The following is a 23,567-nucleotide window of genomic DNA, read 5'->3' on the forward strand; positions in this document are numbered from 1 at the left end:
CAACTAAAATAGCAGTTGAATTACTTTTAAAAAAATCAAAAAAAGTACAATCTAATAGTGAAATCTCTCAAGTTGCATCAATATCTGCTGGAGATACAGAGATTGGTGATCTAATAGCTAAAGCTATGGAAAAAGTTGGAGAAAGTGGTGTTATTAGTGTAGAAGAAGCACGTTCATTAGATACAACTTTAGAAGTAGTTGAAGGAATGGAGTTTGAAAAAGGATATCTATCACCATACATGGTAACAAATTCAGAAAGAATGGAAGCTATTCTTGAAAATCCATATATTTTGATTACAGATAAAAAGATTTCAACTATGAAAGAACTTCTTCCTCTTTTAGAAAAAACTGTTCAAACATCAAAACCTCTTTTAATTATTGCAGAAGATTTAGATGGAGAAGCTTTAGCAACTCTTGTTCTAAATAAAATAAGAGGTACTTTAAATGTTATTGGAGTTAAAGCTCCTGCATTTGGAGATAGAAGAAAAGCCATGTTAGAAGATATCGCTGTTTTAACAGGTGGACAAGTTATTTCTGATGAAAAAGGTATGAAAATAGAAGATACTGATCTTTCTCAACTGGGAAACGCTAAGAAAATTAAAGTTACGAAAGATTCTACTGTTATTATAGATGGATTTAGCAATCAGGATATTTTAAATAGTAGAATTACTCAAATAAAAAACCAAATCTCTGCCACTGATTCTGATTATGACAAAGAAAAATTACAAGAAAGATTAGCTAAACTTTCTGGTGGTGTAGCTATTATTAAAGTCGGAGCTGCTACTGAAGTTGAGATGAAAGAAAAAAAACTAAGAATAGAAGATGCTTTAAATGCGACAAGAGCTGCTATTGAAGAGGGAGTTGTTCCTGGTGGTGGTGTAGCATTAAATGAAATTGCCAATGAAATGAATGACTTTACTCTTGAGGGCGAAGAAGGAATTGGAGCTAATATTTTAAAAAAATCTCTTAGTTCTCCATTAAAACAAATAGCTATCAATGCTGGATTAGATGGTGGAGTTATCATAGAAAAAATTAAAAATTTACCTGATGGTTTTGGATTAAATGCTGCTACTGAAGAATATGTTCATATGATTGAAAATGGAATAATAGATCCTACAAAGGTTACTCGTTCAGCTTTACAAAATGCAACATCTATCGCAGCTTTAATTTTAACAACAGAGGTTATTATTGCAAATAAAAAAGAACCTATTAGTGAAAATTCAAATTCTAATATGGGGGATATTATTTAAGGGGAGGATTTGTAAAATGGATAAATTTACATTAGAAAATTATAACAATTGGTTAACATCAGATTATATTGACTTAAAAGATAGAGAAGATTTAGAGAGTATTAAAGAAAATGAGACAGAAATAGAGGATAGATTTTATACAAATCTTTCTTTTGGAACTGGTGGAATGAGAGGAGTTAGAGGAGTTGGTATTAATAGAATTAATAAGTATACTATTAGAAAAGCAACTCAGGGACTTGCTAACTATATTTTAGAGTCTACTGGTGAAATAGGGAAGAAAATGGGCGTTGCTATAGCTTATGATTGTAGAATTGGTTCTGAAGAGTATGCACTAAACGCTGCTTTGGTTTTAGCTGGAAATGGAATTAAAGCATATCTTTTTAAATCTCTTAGATCAACTCCTGAGCTTTCATTTGCTGTAAGAGAATTAAAGTGTATTGCTGGTATAGTTGTAACAGCTTCTCACAATCCACAAGAATATAATGGATATAAAGTTTACTGGAACGATGGTTGTCAAATAATTGAACCTCAAGCTAGTGGAGTTGTAAACAATGTTAATGCTATTGATTCTTTTGATGAAATTAAACTTTTAACTAAAGAAGCTGCTATTCAAGATGGACTTTTAGAATATATTTCTGAAGATATGGATACTAAATTTATTGAAGCTGTTAAAAAACAAATTATCCATAGTGAAATTCCTGGTAAAGAAAACTTTAAAATTGTTTATTCTCCATTACATGGAACTGGTGGAAGACCAGTTAAAAGAGTTTTTGAAGAAACTGGATTTAAATCAATCTATATAGTGGCTGAACAAGAACAACCTGACGGAAACTTCCCAACTTGTTCATATGCTAATCCAGAAGATCCAGCAGTTTTTAAGTTAAGTATAGCATTAGCGGATAAAGTTGGAGCTACACTTTGTATGGCAAATGATCCTGATGCAGACAGAATTGGTGTTGCAGTAAAGGATGAAAAAGGAGAATGGGTCTATCCAAATGGAAACCAAATTGGTCTTCTTTTAATGAATTATATTTTAGAAAATAAAAAAGATATACCTAAAAATTCAGCGGTTGTATCTACTGTAGTTTCAACACCTATGCTAGATGTTGTTGCTAAAGAAAAAGGAGTAAAAATTTTTAGAACTCTAACTGGATTTAAATTTATTGGAGAAAAAATAAGAGAGTTTGAAGAAGGAAAATACAACGCTACATTCTTAATGGGATTTGAAGAATCTTATGGTTATCTTGTAGGAACACATGCTAGAGATAAAGATGCTGTTGTATCTACTCTTTTAATAGCTGAGATGGCAGCTTATTACAATAGTATTGGATCATCGATTCCAAAAGAGTTAAAAAAATTATATGAAAAATTTGGTTACTATAGAGAAGGAATAATTGCTATTACAAAAAAAGGAAAAGATGGTGTTGAAGCTATTGGTAAAATAATGTCAACTCTTAGAGCCAACGTTTCTGATTCTTTACTTGGGAAAACAGTAATATCAAAAAGAGATTTTAGTCTTGGATACGAAGGATTACCAAAATCTGATGTTATTCAATTTGTATTAGAAGATAATACATATATTACAGCTAGACCTTCTGGAACAGAACCAAAAATAAAATATTACTTCTGTGTTGTTGGAAAAACAGAGACAGAAGCAAATGAAAAATTAATGAAAACTATGGAGGATTTCCAAGCTTTTATTGATTAAATCTTGGAGGTGCTTATGTTAAGCGGAATGTATATACATATTCCTTTTTGTCTTAATAAGTGCAATTACTGCGATTTTTTATCTTTTAAATCTACTGATGAAGAAAGAGAAAAATATGTGACTGCACTTATTAATGAAATTAATATGTATCCTAAATTTCCTCTTGAAACTGTTTATTTTGGAGGAGGTACACCCTCTTTATTAACTTCTGAACAAGTTAGTAGAATTTTAAGTAACTTAAATATTAAAAATAATGCTGAAGTTACTCTCGAAGTTAATCCAAAAACAGTTACACTTGAGAAATTTAAACTTTTTAAAAAAGCCGGAATAAATAGAGTTAGTATTGGAATACAAAGCTTTAATAATGAACTACTTAAAACTTTAGGTAGACTTCACTCTTCTTCAGAAGGAGATGAAGCTTTTTATTTTGCTAGAGAAGCTGGATTTGATAATATTAGTTTAGACTTAATGTTTTCTCTACCAAATCAAACTCTAGATGACTTAAAGTCTGATTTAAATCATCTATTTTCATTAAAACCTGAACACTTCTCTATATATTCTTTAATTTGGGAAGAGGGTACTGATTTCTTTACTAAACTTGAAGCTGGAATTTATAAAGAAACTGATAATGACTTAGAAGCATCCATGTATGAACTAATTATTGATGAAGCTAAAAAAAACGGATATATTCATTATGAAATCTCAAATTTCTGTCTTCCAGAAAAAAGAGCTATACACAATACTAAGTACTGGAAAAATGAAGAGTATCTTGGAATCGGAATTGGGGCATCTGGGTATTATCAAGATGTTAGATATAAAAATGTCTTAAAAATTCCTGAATATTATGCTAAAATATCTGATAACGTTAAACCTATTTTAGAAGAAGAGTTTGTAGATTCTGATGAAAAAGAAATTTATGAATATATTCTTGGTTTACGAATTATCCCTGATGGAATTATTCCTAAAGGAAAATATATAAATCTTTGCAATAATTTAGTTGACGAAGGATTTCTAATAAAAGAAAATTCTAGATATATTTTATCTAAAAAAGGTGTTCTCATGGCTAATGATGTTTTTAGTAAATTTATTTAATTATTTAGGAGGAAATTGTGGGAATTTCAGAAAATATTAATGATATCTTATTAGATATAAAAAAACTCTCTCCATATCCTGAAAAAGTAAATCTTGTTGCTGTCACTAAATATGTTGATATTGGGACTATAAAAGAGGTACTTAAAGGTGGTGCCCATATTTTAGGAGAGAATAAAGTTCAAGTTTTGACTAAAAAATATGAGGATCTTTCAAATTATTCTATTAATCACAAATGGCACTTTATTGGAAATCTTCAGAAAAATAAAGTTAAATATATTGCTCGTTTCATTGATATGATTCACTCTATTAATAAACTTTCTTTAGCTGAAGAGATTAATAAAAGAGCTAAAGAACATAATAGAATTATTGAAGTTTTAATAGAGATTAATCTTTTTCAAGAAGATAGTAAAGAGGGATATGATTACCAAGATTTTTTAAATGATATTCCTGCTCTTTTATCTCTTGAAAATATCAAAATTAAAGGTCTTATGACAATGGCTCCGTATACTGATAATGAAGATTTTATTAGAAATGGATTTAAAAAATTAAGAGAGTTAAAAGATGAATTAAATATTCTTTATTTCAATAATTCTTTAACTGAACTTTCTATGGGAATGAGTAATGATTATAAATTGGCTCTTGAAGAGGGAGCAACTCTTATAAGAGTAGGTAGTAAAATATTCGAATAAAATATGGAGGTATCAATGAAAATTACTAAATTCAAAAATGCTTTTAAAGATTTTACTGATAGTGTTGGACTTACTTTTGATCCTGATGAAGAAAATTATGAGGAGTATCAAGAGGAAAGTGAATTAGCTGCTCCTGCTCCTAAATTTGGATTAAATAATAGCAGCAAGGAAGATGTTGTTCCTTCTTTTAACAACACTATTCCTAAAGCAGAAATTAAAACACCAATCAACAATACTGTTCAAGAGGATTGCCAAACAATTTTTGTCAACCCAAAAAGTTTTGCAGAATGTAGAAAAATTGCAGATTATATAAAAAATGATAAAGTGGTTACACTAAATCTAGAAAATGTAAATGGAAAAGATGCACAAAGAATCCTTGATTTTTTAAGTGGTGCAATCAATATAAAAGAAGCTAAATGGATTCCTATTAGTAGAAATGTATTTACTTCTGTTCCTAAAAATATCAACTTCCTGTATGATGGAAAAAATGATTTAAAACAAAATACTTTTTTAGATATTGACCACGAATAATTAATTTATGGAGGTTAATAATGAAAGCATTAGCGCTTTTTTCTGGAGGACTTGATAGTGCTCTAGCAATTAAAATTATAAAAGATCAAGGAATTGAAGTTATTGCTCTTAACTTTGTATCACATTTCTTTGGTGGAAAAAATGAAAAGGCTGAAAATATGGCTAAACAACTTGGAGTTCAACTAGAGTATGTTAACTTTAGCAGTATCCACACTGAAATTTTAAAAGATCCTGTTCATGGTCGTGGAAAGAATATGAACCCGTGTATTGATTGTCATGCATTAATGTTTAAAACAGCTGGTGATCTTATGGAAAAATTTGGAGCTTCATTTATTATATCTGGTGAAGTTCTAGGACAAAGACCTATGTCACAAAACTATCAAGCTCTAGAAAAGGTTAAAGCTCTTTCTCCTGGTCTTGAAAATCTTATTGTAAGACCTTTATCAGCAAAACTTTTACCAGAAAGTGAGCCTGAAAAACTAGGATGGATTGACAGAAGTAAGCTTTTAGATATCCAAGGAAGAAGCAGAAAGATTCAAATGGAACTAATGGATAAATTTGGTATTGTAGATTATCCAACTCCTGGTGGTGGATGTCTTCTTACTGATCCAGCTTATTCAAAAAGACTTAGAATCTTAGAAGAGGATGGACTATTAGAAGATGAAAACTCTAATCTATTCCACCTTTTAAAAATCGGAAGATTTTTCAGATTCGAAAAAGGAAAGTATTTAATAGTTGGAAGAGAACAAGAGGATAATTTAAAAATAAATGAATTTAAAGATTATGGTTCATTGTTTATTAGAGGAAAAGAAGTTCCTGGACCACATATGGTTGGATTTGGTAACCTTACACAAGATGAGATAGATTTTTCTTTAAATCTATTTTCTAGATACTCAAAAGTAAAAGGAACTACAGAAATAACTCTTTTACTAAATGGAAAAGATGTTACTATTCCTGCAGTTAATCTTGAAAATTTAAATGAAAAAATTAAAAAGTATCAAATTACTATGTAATTTTTAACAGCTAAGATATTTTCTTAGCTGTTTTTTTTCAATTTTTATTTTAATTTATTCAAAAACGTTATATAATTATTTTGTGTTCACATATACTAAATAATGTTAAGGAGGGGACAAATTATGAAGTTGTCCAGTTATCTTTCAGAAGATAAGATTATATCTAACCTAAAAGGAGAAACCTTTGAGGAACTTATTACAAATCTACTTAAGGAACTTGCTAAAACAAATAAACAAGTTAAAGTAGAACAAGAGATTATGAAAAAGGCTATTTTAAAAAGAGAAAGTGAAGCTTCCACGTATATTGGAAATGGTGTTGCAATTCCTCATGCTAGACTTGAATACTTTGATGATATCGTTGTTTCTATCGCGTTTCCTGAAAAACATGTGACTATGAAAAATGTAATGGGTGAAGAAGAACCTGTTGATTTTATTGTTCTTATTGTTGCTGATGTTTTAAAAAATAAAAATATACTTAAAATTATGTCTGGAATCTCTAGACTTTATCTTAAAAATAAAGATGTTTTCAAAGAGATTTTAAAATATAAATCACCTGAAAAAACAATTGAAATTTTAAATAAAATGAAAATTGAAATAGATCATAATATTACTGCTGAAGACTTATTTACCACATCTATACTCCCTGCTAAAGAAAATAACACTCTAGAAGATATTGCAAAAAGAATTATTATGGACAAAGTTTCTGGAATTCCAGTAGTTGATAACCATAATAACTTTTTAGGAGAAATTACCGAACGAGAACTTATTGCTTTTGGTATGCCAAAACATACTACTATTTTAAATGATTTAAGTTTTCTTACTGTGGGGGAACCTTTCGAAAATTATTTAGTAAATGAAAAAATAACAACTATAAAAGATTTATACAGAACAGAAGGAATCATTACAATTGATAAAGATGCTTCTCTTATGGAAATATCATATATATTTATGAATAAAGGAGTTACAAGAATTTATATTCTTGAAAATAACAAATATATTGGTCTTATATTTAGATCTGATATAATTAAGAAAATTTTACATATATAAGGAGAAAATTTTTATGTATTCAATTAAAGCAGTTTCTGAAATGGTTGGACTTTCATCCTATACAATCAGATACTATGATAAATGTGGTTTAATGCCATATATTGCTCGTAATAAAAATGGAATTCGTTCTTTTTCTCAAGATGATATATTTTGGATTGAAATAATTAAATGCCTTAAAAATACTGGAATGACTATTGAAGATATTAAATCCATTGTCGATTTAAGCTTAAAAGGAGATCATACAAAAGAGGAAAGATTAGCTATTCTTTTAGAGCATCGAAAAAAAATACTAGAACAAATTGAGGAGTTAAATAATAATTTAAAAAAACTTGATTTAAAAATTGCTTGGTATGAAAATAATTCTATTTCTTGCAAATAAATCTCTTGACTTAGAGTTGACTCTAAGGTTTATAATCTCACTAATTAATAATAGGAGGTTGATTTCATGTTAAATTTTAATTTTTATAACCCTACTCATATAGTTTTTGGAAAAGACACTTTAGATCAATTAAATACTTTAGTTCCTTTAAATGCTAAAGTACTAATAACTTACGGTGGTGGATCTGTTAAGAAATTTGGAACATTAGAAAATGTTATTAAAAACCTTCCAGGAAGAGAAATTTTTGAATTTGGTGGAATTGAACCTAATCCTCAATATGAAACTCTAATGAAAGCTGTTGATATTGCCAAAAAAGAAAATATAGATTTTCTTCTTGCTGTTGGTGGTGGATCTGTTATGGACGGAACTAAATTTATAGCTCTTGCTTCTAAATATGATGACAACTGCCTAAATCTACTAACTCCAGATTTTGATTTAGCTCCAGTTGATTCTGCAATTCCTTTAGGAACTGTTGTCACTTTACCAGCTACTGGATCTGAAATGAACAATGGAGCTGTTATAAGCCATAAAGGATTAAAAGTTCCCGTTTTCAGCATGCATACATTTCCAAAATTTTCTATACTTGATCCTACGTTAACATTTACTTTACCTAAAAATCAAGTTGCTAATGGTATTATCGATACTTTTATTCATACTGTTGAGCAATATGTTACTTATCCTGTAGATGCAAGATTTCAAGATAGAACTGCTGAAGGAATTTTAAAAACGCTTATTGAAATTGGTAAAACAACAATTGAAGAGCCAGCTAACTATGATGCTCGTGCTAACCTTGTTTGGTGTGCTACTATGGCTTTAAATGGATTAATTGGTGCTGGGGTTCCTCAAGATTGGACTACACATATGATTGGTCATGAAATTACTGCTATGTTTGGAGTTGACCATGGAAAAACTTTAGCTGTACTTCAACCAGCTATATGGGAAGTTAGAAAAGAGAAAAAGAGAGAAAAATTAATTCAATACGCTGAACGTGTTTGGAATATTGAAGAAGTTAACAGTGATTTAAAAATTAAACAAGCTATTGAAAAAACTCGTTTATTCTTTGAAGAACTTGGAGTTAAAACTCATCTTTCAGACTACGGTATAACCGCAGATAAAATAGATGATTTAATTTTAGCTTTAGAAAAAAATCATAGAACTTCTCTATCAGAAACTGAAGATTTATCTTTAGAAATAAGTAGAGAAATTCTTGAAAAAGCATTATAATATTTTAAGAGGCTGAGAAGTTTTTCTCAGCCATTTTTTAAAGAGGTGATTATTTTGAAAATAGATTTACTACAAGAAGCTAACCGTTGCTTAAACTGCAAAAAACCACTTTGTAAAATACATTGTCCTATATCAACAGACATACCTAATATTATAAATTTATTTAAAGAAAATAAAATAGATGAAGCTGGAGAAATTTTATTTACAAATAATCCTTTATCTATATTCTGTTCTATTGTATGTCCTCATGAAGATCAATGTAAAGGTCATTGTATAAAAGGAATCAAAGAAACTCCTGTTGAGTTTCCTCTTATTGAAAAAGAAATATCTACTGAATATCTTTCTAAATTACCTTTAAATAAAAAAGAAGATAAAAAAATAGATATAGCTATTATAGGTGGAGGACCTGCTGGTATTACTTCTGCTATTCTCTTAGCTAAGGAAGGATTTAATGTTACTATATTTGAAGCTTTTTCTAAGTTAGGTGGTGTCTTAAGATTTGGTATTCCTGAATTTAGACTATCTAGGGAATTAATGGATACTTTTGAAAAATATCTTTTAAATTTAGGTATTAAAATAAAATATAATACTTTAGTTGGGCCTACTCATACTATTCAAAATTTAAAAAATGATGACTTTAAGTATATCATCATTACAACTGGTGTTTGGAATCCCAAACCTATGGATATAAAAGGAGAAACTAAGGGAAATGTTCACTATGCTATTAACTATCTTGTTTCTCCTGAATCATATAACCTTGGACCTAACGTTTTAGTTATTGGTGGAGGTAATGTTGCTATGGATGCAGCTAGAGTTACTAAAAGATTAGGTAGTTCTGTAACAGTCATGTATAGACGTGGTGAAGAGGATATGCCCGCTACTAAAGTTGAAATAGCTGAAGCTAAAGAAGATGGTGTAAATTTCAAATTTTTCTATGCTCCAAAAGAGATTTTAGATGATACTATGATTTTTCTAAGAACTGAATCACATACTGATGAAAATGGAAGAAAAAAACTTATTACTTTAGAGGATAGTGATATTGCAATCCCTTATAGCTCAATTATTGTTGCTGTTAGTCAAGGGCCTAAAAAAAATATTGTCTCTTCTGAAGATAGAATTAGTCTTGAAAAATGGGGAACTGTAATTGTTAATGATAATTTTGAAACAACTTTAGAAAATGTATTTTCTTGTGGCGATGTAGTAACTGGTCCTAAGACTGTTGTTGCTGCTGTTAATGATGCTAAAAAAGTAGTTACTAATATCTTAAAAAAAGAGGAGTTGATTTAATCAACTCCTTTTTCTTATCTCTCTGTTCTGTTATATTCTTCTAATGCTCTTCTTAAAATTATCATTGAGTTTTCTATATCATCAACACTTGTACAGAAAGAAAATCTTACTTCATTCTCTCCTTTTCCTTCACTTTGATAAAATCCAGGACCTGGAGCTAATAATAGCGTTTGATTTTCATAAGAATAATCTGTCAATAACCATTTTGCAAATTTCTCTGCATTATCTATTGGTAATTTTGCAAAAGCATAAAATGCTCCATGAGGCTTATAACATACTACTCCTGGTATTCTATTTAAATATGAGAATAATAAATCTCTTCTATTTTGATATTTTATTCTTACATCTTCTAAATAGTTATCCATTGTATTTATTAAATTTGATGCTGCATGTTGCTCAATTGTTGAAACACAAAGTCTAGCTTGACTAAATTTCATTATACAACTCATTAGCTCTTTATTTTTACTAGCTATTAGGCCTATTCTTGCTCCACACGCACTATAGTGCTTAGATATACTATCTACTAGTATCACTCTATCTTTTACATCATCTAATTGCATAAAAGATGTATAAGGAATATCATCGTAAACAAATTGTCTATATACCTCATCTGCTATTATATATATATCTTTTTCCTTAGCTATTTGTGCTATCATCTCAATCTCATCTTTTGTATAAACAGTTCCTGTTGGATTAACAGGATTTGATAGCATTATAGCTCTTGTTTTGTCTGTTATCAAAGACTCAATTTTTTCCTTTGACGGTAAATGAAAACTAGTTTCTATTGTTGTTTCAATAGGCACTACCTCTGCCCCTGCAAACTGGCAAAAACTTGTATAGTTTGAATAAAAAGGCTCTGGTATTAATATATTATCTCCCTCATTACATATAGCCATTAAGATAAACATAATAGCCTCACTACCACCTTGAGTTATTAATAAATCCTCTTCTTTTACATTAATTCCCATCTTTTGGTAACTTTTAGCAAAACTTTCCAATAGTTGTGGTATTCCTTGTGAATGAGAGTATTTAACTATTTTCTCTTTATAGTTATGTAATCCTTCAAAAAATGAATCTGGTGTCACTACATTTGGTTGTCCTATATTTAATTTATAAACTTTTATTCCTTTTGCTTCTGCTGCATCGGCCAGAGGAATCAACTTTCTTATTGGTGAAAAATTCATTTCTAATGCTCTTTTTGATAATTTCATTTTGTTCCTCCTAGCTTTATATTTGTATATTATTTTAAATTTTTTTTTTAATTTTCTAAATATGATACGATATTTTTTTAACAAAGTCAACTATTCATTTATAAAAATAGGAGCAGAATTAATCTGCTCCATATTTTCTACACTCTATTTTCCCCAAGTATCAGGAGTTTTATTCCACTTTAAAGCTATTTCAGCTTCTTCTGAATCTATATAATTTTCCTCTGTCGCAACATTAATTAACGAAGCAAAGTTTGAAAGTGTAGTCCAAGGAATATGATCTTGTTCGAAATTTTTATATGCCTTTTCAAACTCATATGAGAATATTGCTAGTACTTCAACATCAATAGCCCCTGCTTCTCTTGCAGCTGCTACAGCTTTTATTGAGCTTCCTCCTGTTGATATTAAGTCCTCTATTATTATTACTTTTTTACCTTCAAATTCAGCTCCTTCAATTTGTCTTCCTGCACCGTGAGCTTTCTTTTCTCCTCTAATATAAGCCATTGGTACATTCATCTCTTGAGCTATAAATGCTGCCCATGGAATTCCTGCTGTTGCTGTTCCTGCTACAATATCAAACTCTTTTTCTTTTAAAACTTCTATAAAAGCATCTACTACAACTTGTCTTTCTTTAGGGAATCCTATCATTTTTCTGTTGTCACAATAGATTGGACTTTTTATTCCTGATACAAAAGTAAATGGATCTTTTACACTTAATCTAACTGCCTCTGTTCCTAATAATGATTTTGCTATATTTTTTTCTCTAGACATTTTTATAATTCACTCCTTCTCCAATTTTTTCTATAAAATTTTTACCATCATAAACAAGATGACCTCTTACCATAGTTAATAGTACTTTTCCCCCTCCTACTATTCCACTATAAGGTGTCCATCCACATTTTGAGATTACATCTTCATTTTTTATAATCTCTTTATTACTTAAATCTACTACAACTAAATCTGCATCATATCCAATTTCTATCTTCCCTTTTCCAAGAATCCCAAATATTTTAGCTGGATTTTCTGACATAACTTTTTGTAAAGTTTTCATGTCTATTTTTTTATTTAATTCTTTTAACATCATCTCTAAGGAATTCTCCACCCCTGGTATTCCATATGTTGTCTTAGAATTTTTTTCCTCTAAAGTATGTGGTGCATGATCAGTTCCTATTGTATCAATAGTTCCATCCTCTAATCCTAACCAAAGAGCCTCATTGTCCTCTTTGCTCTTTAGTTCTGGCTTCATTATAAGTAATGAGTTTGCCATACTTGAATCTAGAAATAAATGATGTGGTGCTACCTCTCCATATATTTTCAATCCCTCTTTTTTGGCAGCTCTTAACTTTTCAACTTCACTCTTTTTAGAAAGGTGGCATAAATATAGTGGTTTTCTAAATTTTCTAGCTAAATCTATAGCCTTATCTACCATCTCTTCCTCTGCGTGAACTGATATTATTTTAGATTCTTTAAATAAATTTTCTAAAACTTTCTCCTCTTCCACTAACATATCACCTGTTGACATATTCAGAAATATTTTAGTTGAAGCTACTCTGTCTCTTACTTTTTTTATCTCTTCACTATTATCTAATTTACTTCCCCCAAAGTGAAATCCATAGTCTACATAACTTTTATTTTTAGAATTGCTCTCTTTAGCATCTAAAATCTCTTTTGTTGTTGTATTTGGAACTGTATTTGGCATATCTATAAATGTTGTTACCCCACCCTTGGCACATGCTTTACTTCCTGTTTCAAAATCCTCTTTATAAGATAATCCTGGATCTCTCATATGAGTATGCACATCTATTACTCCAGGTAAAACCCAGTTTCCATCCATATCTATAATCTCATCTATATCTAGTTCTTCTACTTCCGAGCATCTATATATTTTAGTAATCTTTCCTTTTTCTACTAAAATATCCTTTATGTCTTCTTCCCCATGATATAAAACTCTACAGTTTTTTAACAACATAGGCTTCCCTCTTTTACTCCCTCCTCTATTTCAGCTAATACTTTTTTAGCTGCTTCTACAGGATTCTCATTTTTAGTTACTGGTCTTCCTACAACTAGATAATCACATCCATTTAATATTGCATCTTTAGGAGTCATTATTCTCTCTTGATCATTAGCAACTGACCATTTAGGTCTTACTCCAGGACATACAGTTTTAAAGTTTTCTCCACATAACTCTTTTATAGCTTTTGCTTCCCACGGCGAACATACAATTCCATCCATTCCAGCTTCTTTTGTTAATTTAGCTAAATTTAAAGCTAATTCTTTTAATGTTAATTCACTTTTAAAAGTCTCTTTTAATCCCTCTTCTGAAAAACTTGTTAAAATTGTTACAGCAATTGATAGTATTTCTGGATTTATCTCTTTTACTCTCTTTGCAACTGATTCCATCATAGCTCTTCCACCACTTGCATGTACATTAAACATGAATACATTTTGTTTAGCTGCAAATAATGATGCCATTGTTGTTGTATTTGGAATATCGTGGAATTTTAAATCTAAAAATACTTTTTTACCTTTTTGAGTAAGATATTCTACCATCTCTCCCTTTGAGTTTAAAAATAGTTCTAATCCTACTTTATAGAAAGAAACTGTTTCTCCTAAAATCTCAACTATATTCTTAGCATCCTCCATATTTGAATAATCTAATGCTATTATTAATCTATCTTTAATATTCATTTTTCCTCCAGTATTTTTATCTATCTCTTATCGATTTAATTGTGTGCTGCTCCTACAATCTCTTGTATATTATCTAATCCATTCTCTTCACAAAATTTTTCTAATCCCTCTTTTATTTCAACTGGTAAAATTGGATTTGAGAATAATCCTGTTCCTAATGAAACCATTGTTGCTCCTGCCATCATAAACTCTATTGCATCCTCAGTAGAAGAGATTCCTCCCATTCCAACTATTGGTACATTTACATTTTTATATACTTGATATACCATTCTTAAGGCTACTGGTTTTACTGCAGGTCCTGAGAACCCACCAAAAGTATTTCCTAATACAGGTTTTCTTTTTTTAATATCTATTGCCATTCCTAGTAAAGTATTTATTAAAGATACTGCATCTGCTCCATTCTCTTCTACAACTTTTGCTATATGAACTATATCCGTTACATTAGGTGATAGCTTTACAATTAAAGGTTTTGTTGTTACTTCTCTAACAGCTTTTGTTACAGCTCCAGCTACCTCAGGCTTAGCACCAAATGCCATTCCTCCATCTTTTACATTTGGACATGATATATTTAATTCTATCATATCAACTTCTGGAATATTTTCTACTCTTTTAGCTATTTCAACATATTCCTCTATTACTTTTCCATTTATGTTAACAATTATTGGAGACTCAATTCCAGATGATTTTATATTTTTAACAATTACGTTTTCAAAATAATCAATCCCTGGATTCTCAAGACCAACACAGTTTAGCATTCCTCCTGGAGTCTCTGCTATTCTAGTTCCATAGTTACCATCTCTAGGTTCCATTGTTATTCCTTTTACTACAATTCCTCCTAAAACATTTGGATCAAAATAATCCTTATATTCCAATCCAAAACCAAAACATCCTGATGATGTTACCATTGGATTCTTAAACTCTTTACCTAAAAAATTTGTTTTTAATCTATTCATCTTTTCCACTCCCTTAGTTTCCACAGCTACACCCTGTATTTTCTTTAGGATTTACATCCACTATTATTTTTGAATCAAAAACCGGTCCATCATGGCAAACTTTTTTCATTCCATCTAATGTTTTTATTGAACATCCAACACAAGCCTTAACTCCACATGCCATTCTTTCTTCTAAAGATACTTCACAAAATACACCAGCTTTTAACGACGTTTCTGCTACTGCTTCCATCATTTTATGAGGTCCACAAGTTTGAACCATATCTATTTTTTCATCAGCTAAAACCCTACTTAAAACAGATATTACATTTCCTTTTTCTCCTAAGGAACCATCATCTGTTGTTATATATGTTTTTACTCCATCTAAATTTAAATTTTCTAATATATTTAAAGCTTCTTTCCCTCTTCCACCAGCTACAAATATAACTTCATTTTCTTTTTTTAACTCATCTATTAGTAATTTTGTTGGAGCAATTCCCATTCCTCCCCCAACAACAACACATTTTTTATTTTTTACTTCTGTTGTAAATCCTGTTCCTAAAGGTCCTTGGATATTTAAAATTTCTCCAGTTTCAAGTGCAGCAAACTCCTTTGTTCCTCCACCTTTTACTTCGTAATAAAACTCTAAAATATTTTTATCTTTATCTACATAATGAAGACTGATTGGTCTTCTTAAAATTCTTATTTCATTTTTTAGTTTTAACATAAAAAACTGCCCAGCCTTTGAATATTGAGAAGCCTTCTCAGATTCTATTTTCATTAAGTAGTAGTCTTCTCCAACTTTATAATTTTCTAATACTTTACAATCCTCTAAAAACATTTTTTCCTCCCAAATCTATCTTAAAATATTTTATTTTTTTATATCTCTATTACAGTAGTAACAATATTTATGTTCTTTATCTACAACATACTTATTTTCTGTTTCTTCAAATTTTGTAATACACTTTTCATTACTACAAATAATTTCAACTGATTTTCTAATATCTTTTTCTAGCATCTCACACTTTAATGTTTCTACTAATCCTAACGCTATTGAAAAAATCGCTTCTCTTGTTGGAACTCCATTTGCTGCTTGCTCAAAATATTTAGCATGCTTTGTTTCATCTAAATCTATTTTTATTTCATCTACTCTAGGTAACGGATGTAAAATTATCATATTTTCTTTACATTTATCTACAATACTTTCTTTATCTATAATATAAACTCCAGCTACTTTTTCATAATCTTCTTGATTATCAAATCTTTCTTTTTGAATTCTTGTCATGTATAAAACATCTATCTCTTTTAACACATCTTTATAGTCATTTAATATATGATATTTTATATTTTTTTTCTCAAGCTCTCTTACAATATACTCTGGTATTTGGATTACTTCTGGCGCTATAAAGTAAAACTCACAGTTAAACATCTCTAAAGCTTTTGTTAATGAATGAACTGTTCTTCCATATTTTAAATCTCCTACAAAAGCTACCTTTTTTCCCTCTATGCTTCCAAACTCTTTTTCAATTGTATATAGATCTAAAAGCGTTTGACTTGGATGCTCATTAGCTCCATCTCCAGCATTTATCACTGGTACTTTTGATATGTCCGCTGCAAAACGAGCTGCTCCATCTCTATTGTGTCTCATAACAATTACATCAGAATAAGCTTCAGTCATCTTTATTGTATCTCTTAATGATTCACCTTTTTTTAAAGAAGTGGCATCTGGTGAATCAAATCCTAAAACTTTAGCTCCTAATCTATAAGCTGCTGATGTAAATGATAATCTCGTTCTTGTTGAAGGTTCGAAAAATAAGCTTCCAACTATTTTATTTTTCAAAAGTTCTTCATTTGTTTTCTCTAACTCTTTTGCTACTCTTAAAACCTCTAAAATATCACCTTTTGTAAAATCTTTCATTGAAATAAAATCTCTCATTTTTCCTCCTTAATAATTTTAGTTAAAAAAAAAGGAATAGAAATTACAAATTAATGTAACTTCTATTCCATATATTAAAATCAAAATTAAAAGATAAAAATAATGAAAATAGTATTTTTTTCTTTTTTTCTTTTTTTAATCCAAAAATACTTAACAACTTTTTCACTTTTTATCCTCCCTACTTTTTTTACGCTTTGAAAAGTATATCATACCTTTTTAAATTTGTAAAGCAATATTTTTCAGTGTAGATAAGGCAAATTCTATCTCATCATCTGTATTAAAATATCCAAAAGAAAATCTTACTGTTCCTGTTTCATAAGTCCCAATAACTTTATGAGCTAATGGTGCACAATGAAATCCAGGCCTTACAAAAATACCAAATTCTTCATCTAAAATTTGTGCTAAATCTCCACTATCAATACCATCTATATTTAAACTCACAACAGGTCCTTGCTCTTTTGTTAAACTTTTATAAATTTTTATTTTCTTTATATCTTTTAAGCCATTTATAAATTTTTTAGTTAATTGATTTTCATGTTCTCTTATTTTTTCCAACCCTGTATCATTTATAAAATCTATTCCAGCTCCTAAACTTATTACTCCTGGAGTATTTATAGTTCCTGCTTCTAAAAGTTCTGGCATCTCTTTTGGCTGTCTTGAAAGTTTTGAAAAACTTCCAGTTCCTCCTTCTAAAAGAGGTTCTATTTTTACATTATCTCTCAAGCAAATTGCACCTATTCCCTGTATTCCAAAAAGTGATTTATGTCCTGTTAAACATAATATATCTATATTATGTTTTTCCATATCTATATATGAATAACCTGCACTTTGTGAAGCATCTAATATAAATAAAAGATTGTATTTTTTACATATTCTACCTATCTCTTCTATATTTTGAATAGTACCATTTACATTAGATATATGATTAATTACAACTGCTCTTGTTTCTGAAGTTATATTTTTTTCAATCTCATCATACGTATTAACAAAAGTTAATTTTATATTTTTTTCATCTTGCATATAGAATAACGGTCTTAAAACAGAGTTATGTTCAAAATTTGTTGCTATAACATGTGAATTTTTAGAAATTCCACCCTTTATTGCAAAATTTAGAGATTCTGTTGCATTAGCTGTAAATGCTATATTTAAACTATTTTTTACATTAAAAAACTTTGCTATTTTCTCTCTCACTTCATATATTTTTCTTCCAGCCTCTACAGCTTTTCTATGTCCTGCTCTTCCTGGATTTGCATTATATTCCCTCACACCTATCTCTAAAGATTTATAAACTACCTCAGGTTTTGGTGAACTTGTTGCTGAATTATCAAAATAATAGTTCTTCATACTTTTCTCCTCTTAAAAAAATAATAAAGAGAGGATTCCTCCTCTCTTTTATCTTAGTTTATTTTTGCAAAAACTTCAACTATATTGTATAAGTGATCTTTTATTCTTCTATAGTTATTTAAAATATCCATATAACCTGTGCTTAACATCGCTGGCATCACATTTTCTGAAACATGTTCTAAATGCTCTGCTCTTGCTCTTTTATACTCTTCTTTAATAAAAGTACATTTTTTTATTGTTGCTACAAATAAATCTCTATCTCTTAATTCATAAGCTCTATTTATATCTTCAAATAAATCCTCAACATTAGCATGTAATTGATTTAAAGTAGCTCTTTTGTACTCACTTAATTCAATTCCATTATCTTGCATTTTTTTCATTGTTTTAGCAATTCTTAATAAATAGTCACTTACAGTTTCATACTCATCACAAGTTTGTAAGTTTTCTCTAGTATCCTCAGTATTTGCATGATCTAATGTTCCATTTAAAATATGGAAGTTTACATCTGAAATCTCTTTTTGGAATAAATCTAAAGTATCTTCTAACTTTTCTATTTTTCCAACTTGATTATCTATCTTTTCTCTACCTGCAAGAACATTGTCTAATTTCATAAATATCTCTTTTATATGAGTTCCCATTGTTAGAATCTCTTTTTGTGTTTGTTCAACTACTACTGATGGTGTATCTGCCATTAAGATATCTAAATGAGTAACTCTCTCTTTTGCAACTGGTGAATCTGATTTTACTACTTTGCATAAGAAGTCCGCCAAATATCCAGTAAATGGTATAAATAAACACACATTTATAATATTAAACATTGTATGAGCTGTTGCAATTGCTGCAGTTAAATTATTATCCGGATCTAAAATATGCTCTAAGAATCCTAGATAGAACCTAAATATCGTTGTTGCCCATAAAACTCCAGCAATATTAATTATTGTATGCGCATAAGCCGCTCTTTTTGCATTTGCTGTAGCATTTAAAGATGCTAATAAAGCTGTTATTGTTGTTCCTACATTTTCTCCTAAAACTAGTGCTACCGCAGTTGGATAGTCAATTAATCCTTGCACAGCTAACGTTATTGTAATACCTAGTGTTGCTGAAGATGATTGAACAACAGCTGTTAATAATGCTCCTACTGCTGCCGCTTTTAATACTCCAAAATATGTATCTGCTGTAAACGCATGGAAAAGTGATACAAATTCTGGCATTGATCTTAATGGTTTTAAACCATCACTCATTAATTCTAATCCAAAGAATATAAGTCCTAATCCCATAATTGCCATTGCTCTTGTTCTAGCTTTTTCACTAGTAAAGAACATTGTTGAAATAGCTGCCGCTCCAGCCATTGGAAGTCCATATTTTCCTATTTTTAAAACTAGTATCCATCCAGTTATTGTCGTTCCTATATTAGCTCCTAGTATTACTCCTAGTGCCTGCTTTAATGTTAATAATGATGCATTAACAAATCCTATTGTCATTACAGTACTTACAGATGAAGATTGAACTAGCGCTGTTACAAACACTCCCATTCCTATTGCCATAAAACGGTTTGTTGTAAGCATAGCAAGAATTTTTTTCAATCTCTCTCCTGCCATTTTTTGCATTCCTTTAGACATGTTTTCCATTCCATATAAGAATAGACCTAGTCCTCCTAGAACCTTAAAAAAGATATCTAAGTACATTTTTCCTCCTAAATTTTACTTTTTTATTTTAATTTTTTGGTTAAATAGTCAATCTGGTAAATTTTAACACGTATTTTAATAAATGTAAAATAAAAAACCATTTTTTAACTTAAAATTTACACATTTTTAACATTAAAATAATTTTTCATAAAATAAAAAAAGAGGTGTTTTTTTTCACCACCTCTTTTAAACCTTATTTTTACTGATATTTACACTTATATTATTATATATTGTCAAAAAATTCTTTCGAATTTTTTTCAAGTTTAAATCCTGCTATTTTATTTACAATAATAGCTATAGCTCCATCTCCAGTTACATTACAAGCAGTTCCAAAACTATCTTGTGCTAAGTAAAGAGCAATCATTATTGATGTTAATGTTGGAGGGAATCCTAACATTGTTTCAATAATTCCTAATGCTGCCATAACTGCTCCTCCAGGAACTCCTGGTGCTGCAACCATTGTAACTCCTAACATTAGTATAAATCCAAACATTGTTCCGAAAGTTATGCTCATTCCATTTAACATCATTATTGCCATAGCACAACTTACTAATGTTATTGTACTTCCTGACAAATGTATTGTTGCACAAAGAGGTACAACAAATTCAGCAATACCTGTATTTACGCCATTTTCTTTTGTTTGATTCAGTGTTACTGGTATCGTAGCTGCTGATGATTGAGTTCCTATTGCAGTAAAATATGCTGGTAACATTGTTTTTAATAATCTAATTGGATTTGCACCTGCCATTCCTCCAGCTATAAAATAAAGTATTAAAAGTATTGTTATATGTAATAAAATAATTACAGCAAATACTTTAGAGAATACTGTTAATATTGTAGCAACTTGCCCAGCATAAGTCATATTTGCAAAAATTCCAGCTATATGTAGTGGTAAAAATGGAATGATTATATTTCTTATAATTCCTTCTACAACTTTTTGGAATTCATTCATTACATCTTTTATTGCATGTCCTTTTACTATCGCAATTCCTATTCCCAAAATAAAAGCCATTAATAATGCTGTCATTACATCCATTATTGGAGGCATATTTATTGTTAAATATCCTGATAATAATGCATGTTCTGGATTATCTGCTGTTTCTAGCATTGATCCTGTTTTTAAAATCATTTTAAATACTGCTGTATTTACAAAATATGTAAACGAACCTGCTAAAACTGTTGAAATGTATGCTATTGCTGTTGTTATTCCCAACAACTTACCTGCTCCAGTTCCTAAATCACCAATTCCAGGTGCAACGAATCCGATTATGATAAGCGGTATTGAGAATTTTAAAAAGTTTCCAAAAATACCATTAAATGTTGCTAATAATCTTATAGGTACCTCCATTCCTAACATACCTACTCCAATACCAATTATAATTGCTAAAATCAGTTTTGGTAAAAGACCTATTTTTTTCATTTTTTCTCCTCCCAGTATTTAACTTTGTTTATAAAAGAATCAATAATATATGTAATACTACATTTTTTTCGGATTTGCAAATATTTTTTATGTAAGTATCATTAAATTTGTATTTTTTATATATATGTAGTAAAATTAATATAAAAACTTAATTATATTAAGGTCAAGGATGTGAAATATGATAAAAGGTAATGTTGAAGGAGTTAGAGATTCTATTTTAGCAGAATTAGATACTATTTATAGTATGAGTGTTGAAAAAGGAAAACTTGTTAGTCCTGAAATTGTTGCACTTATAACTGATATAACTAGAGTTATAAATCGTGAAATTAGTGTTTCAATTGATAGAAAAGGAAAAATATTAGAAGTTGCTATTGGAGATAGTAATAGTGTTGAATTACCTATTTTAGAAATCTCTAGTAAAAAATTAAGTGGTGTTAAAGTTATTCATACTCATCCCAATGGATACTCTAAACTTTCTATGATTGATATTTCAGCTTTATTAAAGCTAAAATTAGATGCTATATTAGCTATTGGTGTAGGAGAAACTGAAATAACAGGTGTTAATATAGGATATTGTAAAATAGAAAATCAAGAACTAACTTATGAAGAGATCGAAAATTTATCTTTAGATAAAGTTATGTCTACAGATTATTTAGATAAAGTTTTAGAAATTGAATCTGAACTTAGAAAAAGTGATGTTATTGAAGATGATAGTGAATATGCTATAGTTGTTGGTGTGGACTCTGAAGAGAGTTTAGATGAATTGGAAGAGTTAGCTAGAGCTTGTGATGTTAATGTTGCCGGAAGAATTTTTCAAAAAATAAAAAGAATTGATAATATCTTCTATATTGGTAGTGGAAAAGTTAGAGAGCTAGCTTTACTTAGACAGATTAAAAATGCTAACTTAATAATTTTTGATGAAGAGTTGAGTGGAGTTCAGATTAAAAACTTAGAAGCTGTTACAGGATGTAAAGTTATTGATAGAACAATACTTATTCTTGAAATTTTTGCTAGAAGAGCTAGAACTAGAGAAGCTAAAATACAGGTTGAATTAGCACAACTTAAATATAGAAGTCAAAGACTTATTGGTTTAGGTAGTATCATGTCTAGAACTGGTGGAGGAATTGGAACTAAGGGACCTGGAGAAAAAAAATTAGAGATAGATAGAAGAAGAATTAAAGATGAAATTTTTGCTCTTAGACAAGAGTTAGAAAAAATAAAAAAAATTAGAGCTCTTCAAAGAACTAAAAGGGAAAGTTCTGGTATTCCTAGAGTTTCTTTAGTAGGATATACCAATGTAGGAAAGTCAACACTTAGAAATCTTCTTGTAGAAATGTATCCAAGTGATAATACTGTTAAAAAAGAAGCTGTTTTTGCTGAAAATATGCTTTTTGCAACTTTAGATGCTACTACTAGAACTATGGTTCTCCCAGATAAAAGAGTTACTGCTTTAACTGATACTGTTGGATTCGTTAGAAAACTTCCTCATGATTTAATCGAAGCTTTTAAATCTACACTAGAAGAAGTTATTTTTTCTGATTTACTTGTTCATTTAGTTGATGCTTCAAGTGATACTGTTGTTCAACAAATTAAATCTGTTGAAAATGTTTTAACAGAATTAGATGCAATTGATAAACCGACTATCCTTGCTTTAAATAAGTGTGATGTAGCTACTGACGAGCAAATTGAAAAATTAAAAGAATTATACAGCCATATGGATATTGTTGAAATTAGTGCTAAAAATGAAATTAATATTGATTTATTAATGGATAAAATTACAACATCTTTACCTAGAACAATGAAAAGGGTAGAACTTTTAATTCCATATTCAGATAGCTCAATTAATGCTTACTTACATAGAAATGCTATTATTGAAAGCGAATCTTACGAAGCTGATGGAACATTAATTATTGCTACTGTTAGTGATGAAGTTTACAACAAATGTTCTAATTTTATTATAAAAGAAATTTAAATCATTAAACTTTAGATAAAAAGCCAAAATTTTTGGCTTTTTATTTTTAAATTTTTTTTAAAAAATTGCATTGACATTTTTTTTATATTATGATACTATATTTTTGTGATTGCGGGAGTAGCTCAGTTGGTAGAGCGTCAGCCTTCCAAGCTGAATGTCGCGAGT

At 29.5% G+C, this 23,567-nt stretch carries 22 protein-coding genes; 11 read left to right on the plus strand and 11 right to left on the minus strand.

Translation table 11 applies throughout. The annotated features are described in order from the left end of the window. The 10 genes from groL to Q0V08_RS03955 form a co-directional block, all read left to right on the plus strand. A partial coding sequence (gene groL, locus Q0V08_RS03910) for a chaperonin GroEL (RefSeq protein WP_297432248.1) occupies positions 1-1,250 on the plus strand: 1,250 nt, incomplete at its 5' end. Between the two features lie 16 nt (positions 1,251-1,266). Beyond that, positions 1,267-2,958: a phospho-sugar mutase gene (locus tag Q0V08_RS03915; protein WP_297432250.1), complete on the plus strand. Its 1,692-nt coding sequence runs from the start codon at positions 1,267-1,269 to the stop codon at positions 2,956-2,958. A 15-nt stretch (positions 2,959-2,973) separates the two neighbouring features. Further along, positions 2,974-4,050 carry a radical SAM family heme chaperone HemW gene (hemW, locus tag Q0V08_RS03920; RefSeq protein WP_297432252.1) on the plus strand — a complete coding sequence of 359 codons (1,077 nt, stop codon included), beginning with the start codon at positions 2,974-2,976 and terminating at the stop codon, positions 4,048-4,050. A 17-nt stretch (positions 4,051-4,067) separates the two neighbouring features. Next, positions 4,068-4,739, plus strand: coding sequence for a YggS family pyridoxal phosphate-dependent enzyme (locus Q0V08_RS03925; RefSeq protein WP_297432254.1), 672 nt, complete (start codon positions 4,068-4,070; stop codon positions 4,737-4,739). 15 nt (positions 4,740-4,754) lie between these two features. Further along, the gene (sepF, locus tag Q0V08_RS03930) at positions 4,755-5,270 is read left to right on the plus strand and encodes a cell division protein SepF (RefSeq protein ID WP_297432256.1); all 516 of its coding nucleotides are present in this window, start codon (positions 4,755-4,757) and stop codon (positions 5,268-5,270) included. A gap of 20 nt (positions 5,271-5,290) precedes the next feature. Further along, on the plus strand, positions 5,291-6,283 hold the full coding sequence (locus Q0V08_RS03935) for a 7-cyano-7-deazaguanine synthase (protein WP_297432258.1): 993 nt from the start codon (positions 5,291-5,293) through the stop codon (positions 6,281-6,283). Between the two features lie 123 nt (positions 6,284-6,406). Next, positions 6,407-7,330: a PTS sugar transporter subunit IIA gene (locus Q0V08_RS03940; protein WP_297432260.1), complete on the plus strand. Its 924-nt coding sequence runs from the start codon at positions 6,407-6,409 to the stop codon at positions 7,328-7,330. 13 nt (positions 7,331-7,343) lie between these two features. Then, positions 7,344-7,709 (plus strand): MerR family transcriptional regulator, encoded by a 366-nt coding sequence (locus Q0V08_RS03945; RefSeq protein WP_297432262.1) that lies wholly within the window; start codon positions 7,344-7,346, stop codon positions 7,707-7,709. 66 nt (positions 7,710-7,775) lie between these two features. Beyond that, complete coding sequence (locus Q0V08_RS03950; RefSeq protein ID WP_297432264.1) at positions 7,776-8,933, plus strand: iron-containing alcohol dehydrogenase; 1,158 nt, start codon at positions 7,776-7,778, stop codon at positions 8,931-8,933. Positions 8,934-8,987: 54 nt separating this feature from the next. Continuing rightward, positions 8,988-10,220 (plus strand): NAD(P)-dependent oxidoreductase, encoded by a 1,233-nt coding sequence (locus tag Q0V08_RS03955; protein WP_297432266.1) that lies wholly within the window; start codon positions 8,988-8,990, stop codon positions 10,218-10,220. Between the two features lie 14 nt (positions 10,221-10,234). Here the strand turns inward: Q0V08_RS03955 and Q0V08_RS03960 are convergent, their stop codons facing one another. From Q0V08_RS03960 to Q0V08_RS04010, 11 genes are all read right to left on the minus strand, one after another. After that, positions 10,235-11,431, minus strand: a complete 1,197-nt coding sequence (locus tag Q0V08_RS03960; RefSeq protein ID WP_297432268.1) for a pyridoxal phosphate-dependent aminotransferase — start codon at positions 11,429-11,431, stop codon at positions 10,235-10,237. Positions 11,432-11,575: 144 nt separating this feature from the next. Next, positions 11,576-12,199: an orotate phosphoribosyltransferase gene (gene pyrE / locus Q0V08_RS03965; RefSeq protein WP_185891153.1), complete on the minus strand. Its 624-nt coding sequence runs from the start codon at positions 12,197-12,199 to the stop codon at positions 11,576-11,578. Beyond that, positions 12,192-13,397, minus strand: coding sequence for a dihydroorotase family protein (locus tag Q0V08_RS03970; RefSeq protein ID WP_297432270.1), 1,206 nt, complete (start codon positions 13,395-13,397; stop codon positions 12,192-12,194). Before Q0V08_RS03970 ends, pyrE begins: the two co-directional genes overlap by 8 nt. Next, on the minus strand, positions 13,388-14,116 hold the full coding sequence (pyrF, locus tag Q0V08_RS03975; protein WP_297432272.1) for an orotidine-5'-phosphate decarboxylase: 729 nt from the start codon (positions 14,114-14,116) through the stop codon (positions 13,388-13,390). The genes Q0V08_RS03970 and pyrF overlap by 10 nt, the downstream gene beginning before the upstream one ends. Positions 14,117-14,151: 35 nt before the next feature. Then, positions 14,152-15,069, minus strand: coding sequence for a dihydroorotate dehydrogenase (locus tag Q0V08_RS03980; RefSeq protein ID WP_297432274.1), 918 nt, complete (start codon positions 15,067-15,069; stop codon positions 14,152-14,154). A 13-nt stretch (positions 15,070-15,082) separates the two neighbouring features. Further along, entirely contained in the window at positions 15,083-15,886 is an 804-nt protein-coding gene (locus Q0V08_RS03985) for a dihydroorotate dehydrogenase electron transfer subunit (RefSeq protein ID WP_297432276.1), read from the minus strand. Positions 15,887-15,916: 30 nt separating this feature from the next. Then, positions 15,917-16,981 carry an aspartate carbamoyltransferase gene (pyrB, locus tag Q0V08_RS03990; RefSeq protein WP_297432278.1) on the minus strand — a complete coding sequence of 355 codons (1,065 nt, stop codon included), beginning with the start codon at positions 16,979-16,981 and terminating at the stop codon, positions 15,917-15,919. A gap of 43 nt (positions 16,982-17,024) precedes the next feature. Then, the gene (locus Q0V08_RS03995) at positions 17,025-17,147 is read right to left on the minus strand and encodes a hypothetical protein (protein WP_023052020.1); all 123 of its coding nucleotides are present in this window, start codon (positions 17,145-17,147) and stop codon (positions 17,025-17,027) included. Positions 17,148-17,197: 50 nt separating this feature from the next. Then, positions 17,198-18,325 (minus strand): aminotransferase class V-fold PLP-dependent enzyme, encoded by a 1,128-nt coding sequence (locus Q0V08_RS04000; RefSeq protein ID WP_297432281.1) that lies wholly within the window; start codon positions 18,323-18,325, stop codon positions 17,198-17,200. Between the two features lie 53 nt (positions 18,326-18,378). Next, positions 18,379-20,010, minus strand: coding sequence for a Na/Pi cotransporter family protein (locus tag Q0V08_RS04005; protein WP_297432283.1), 1,632 nt, complete (start codon positions 20,008-20,010; stop codon positions 18,379-18,381). Between the two features lie 223 nt (positions 20,011-20,233). Further along, positions 20,234-21,430, minus strand: a complete 1,197-nt coding sequence (locus tag Q0V08_RS04010; RefSeq protein ID WP_023052023.1) for a dicarboxylate/amino acid:cation symporter — start codon at positions 21,428-21,430, stop codon at positions 20,234-20,236. A 178-nt stretch (positions 21,431-21,608) separates the two neighbouring features. On the opposite strand from Q0V08_RS04010, the gene hflX reads away from it, so the two are divergent. Continuing rightward, complete coding sequence (gene hflX / locus Q0V08_RS04015; protein ID WP_297432286.1) at positions 21,609-23,402, plus strand: GTPase HflX; 1,794 nt, start codon at positions 21,609-21,611, stop codon at positions 23,400-23,402. Positions 23,403-23,567 lie beyond the last annotated feature (165 nt).

The sequence above is a fragment of the uncultured Cetobacterium sp. genome (genome assembly GCF_947038635.1).
Classification (GTDB): domain Bacteria; phylum Fusobacteriota; class Fusobacteriia; order Fusobacteriales; family Fusobacteriaceae; genus Cetobacterium_A.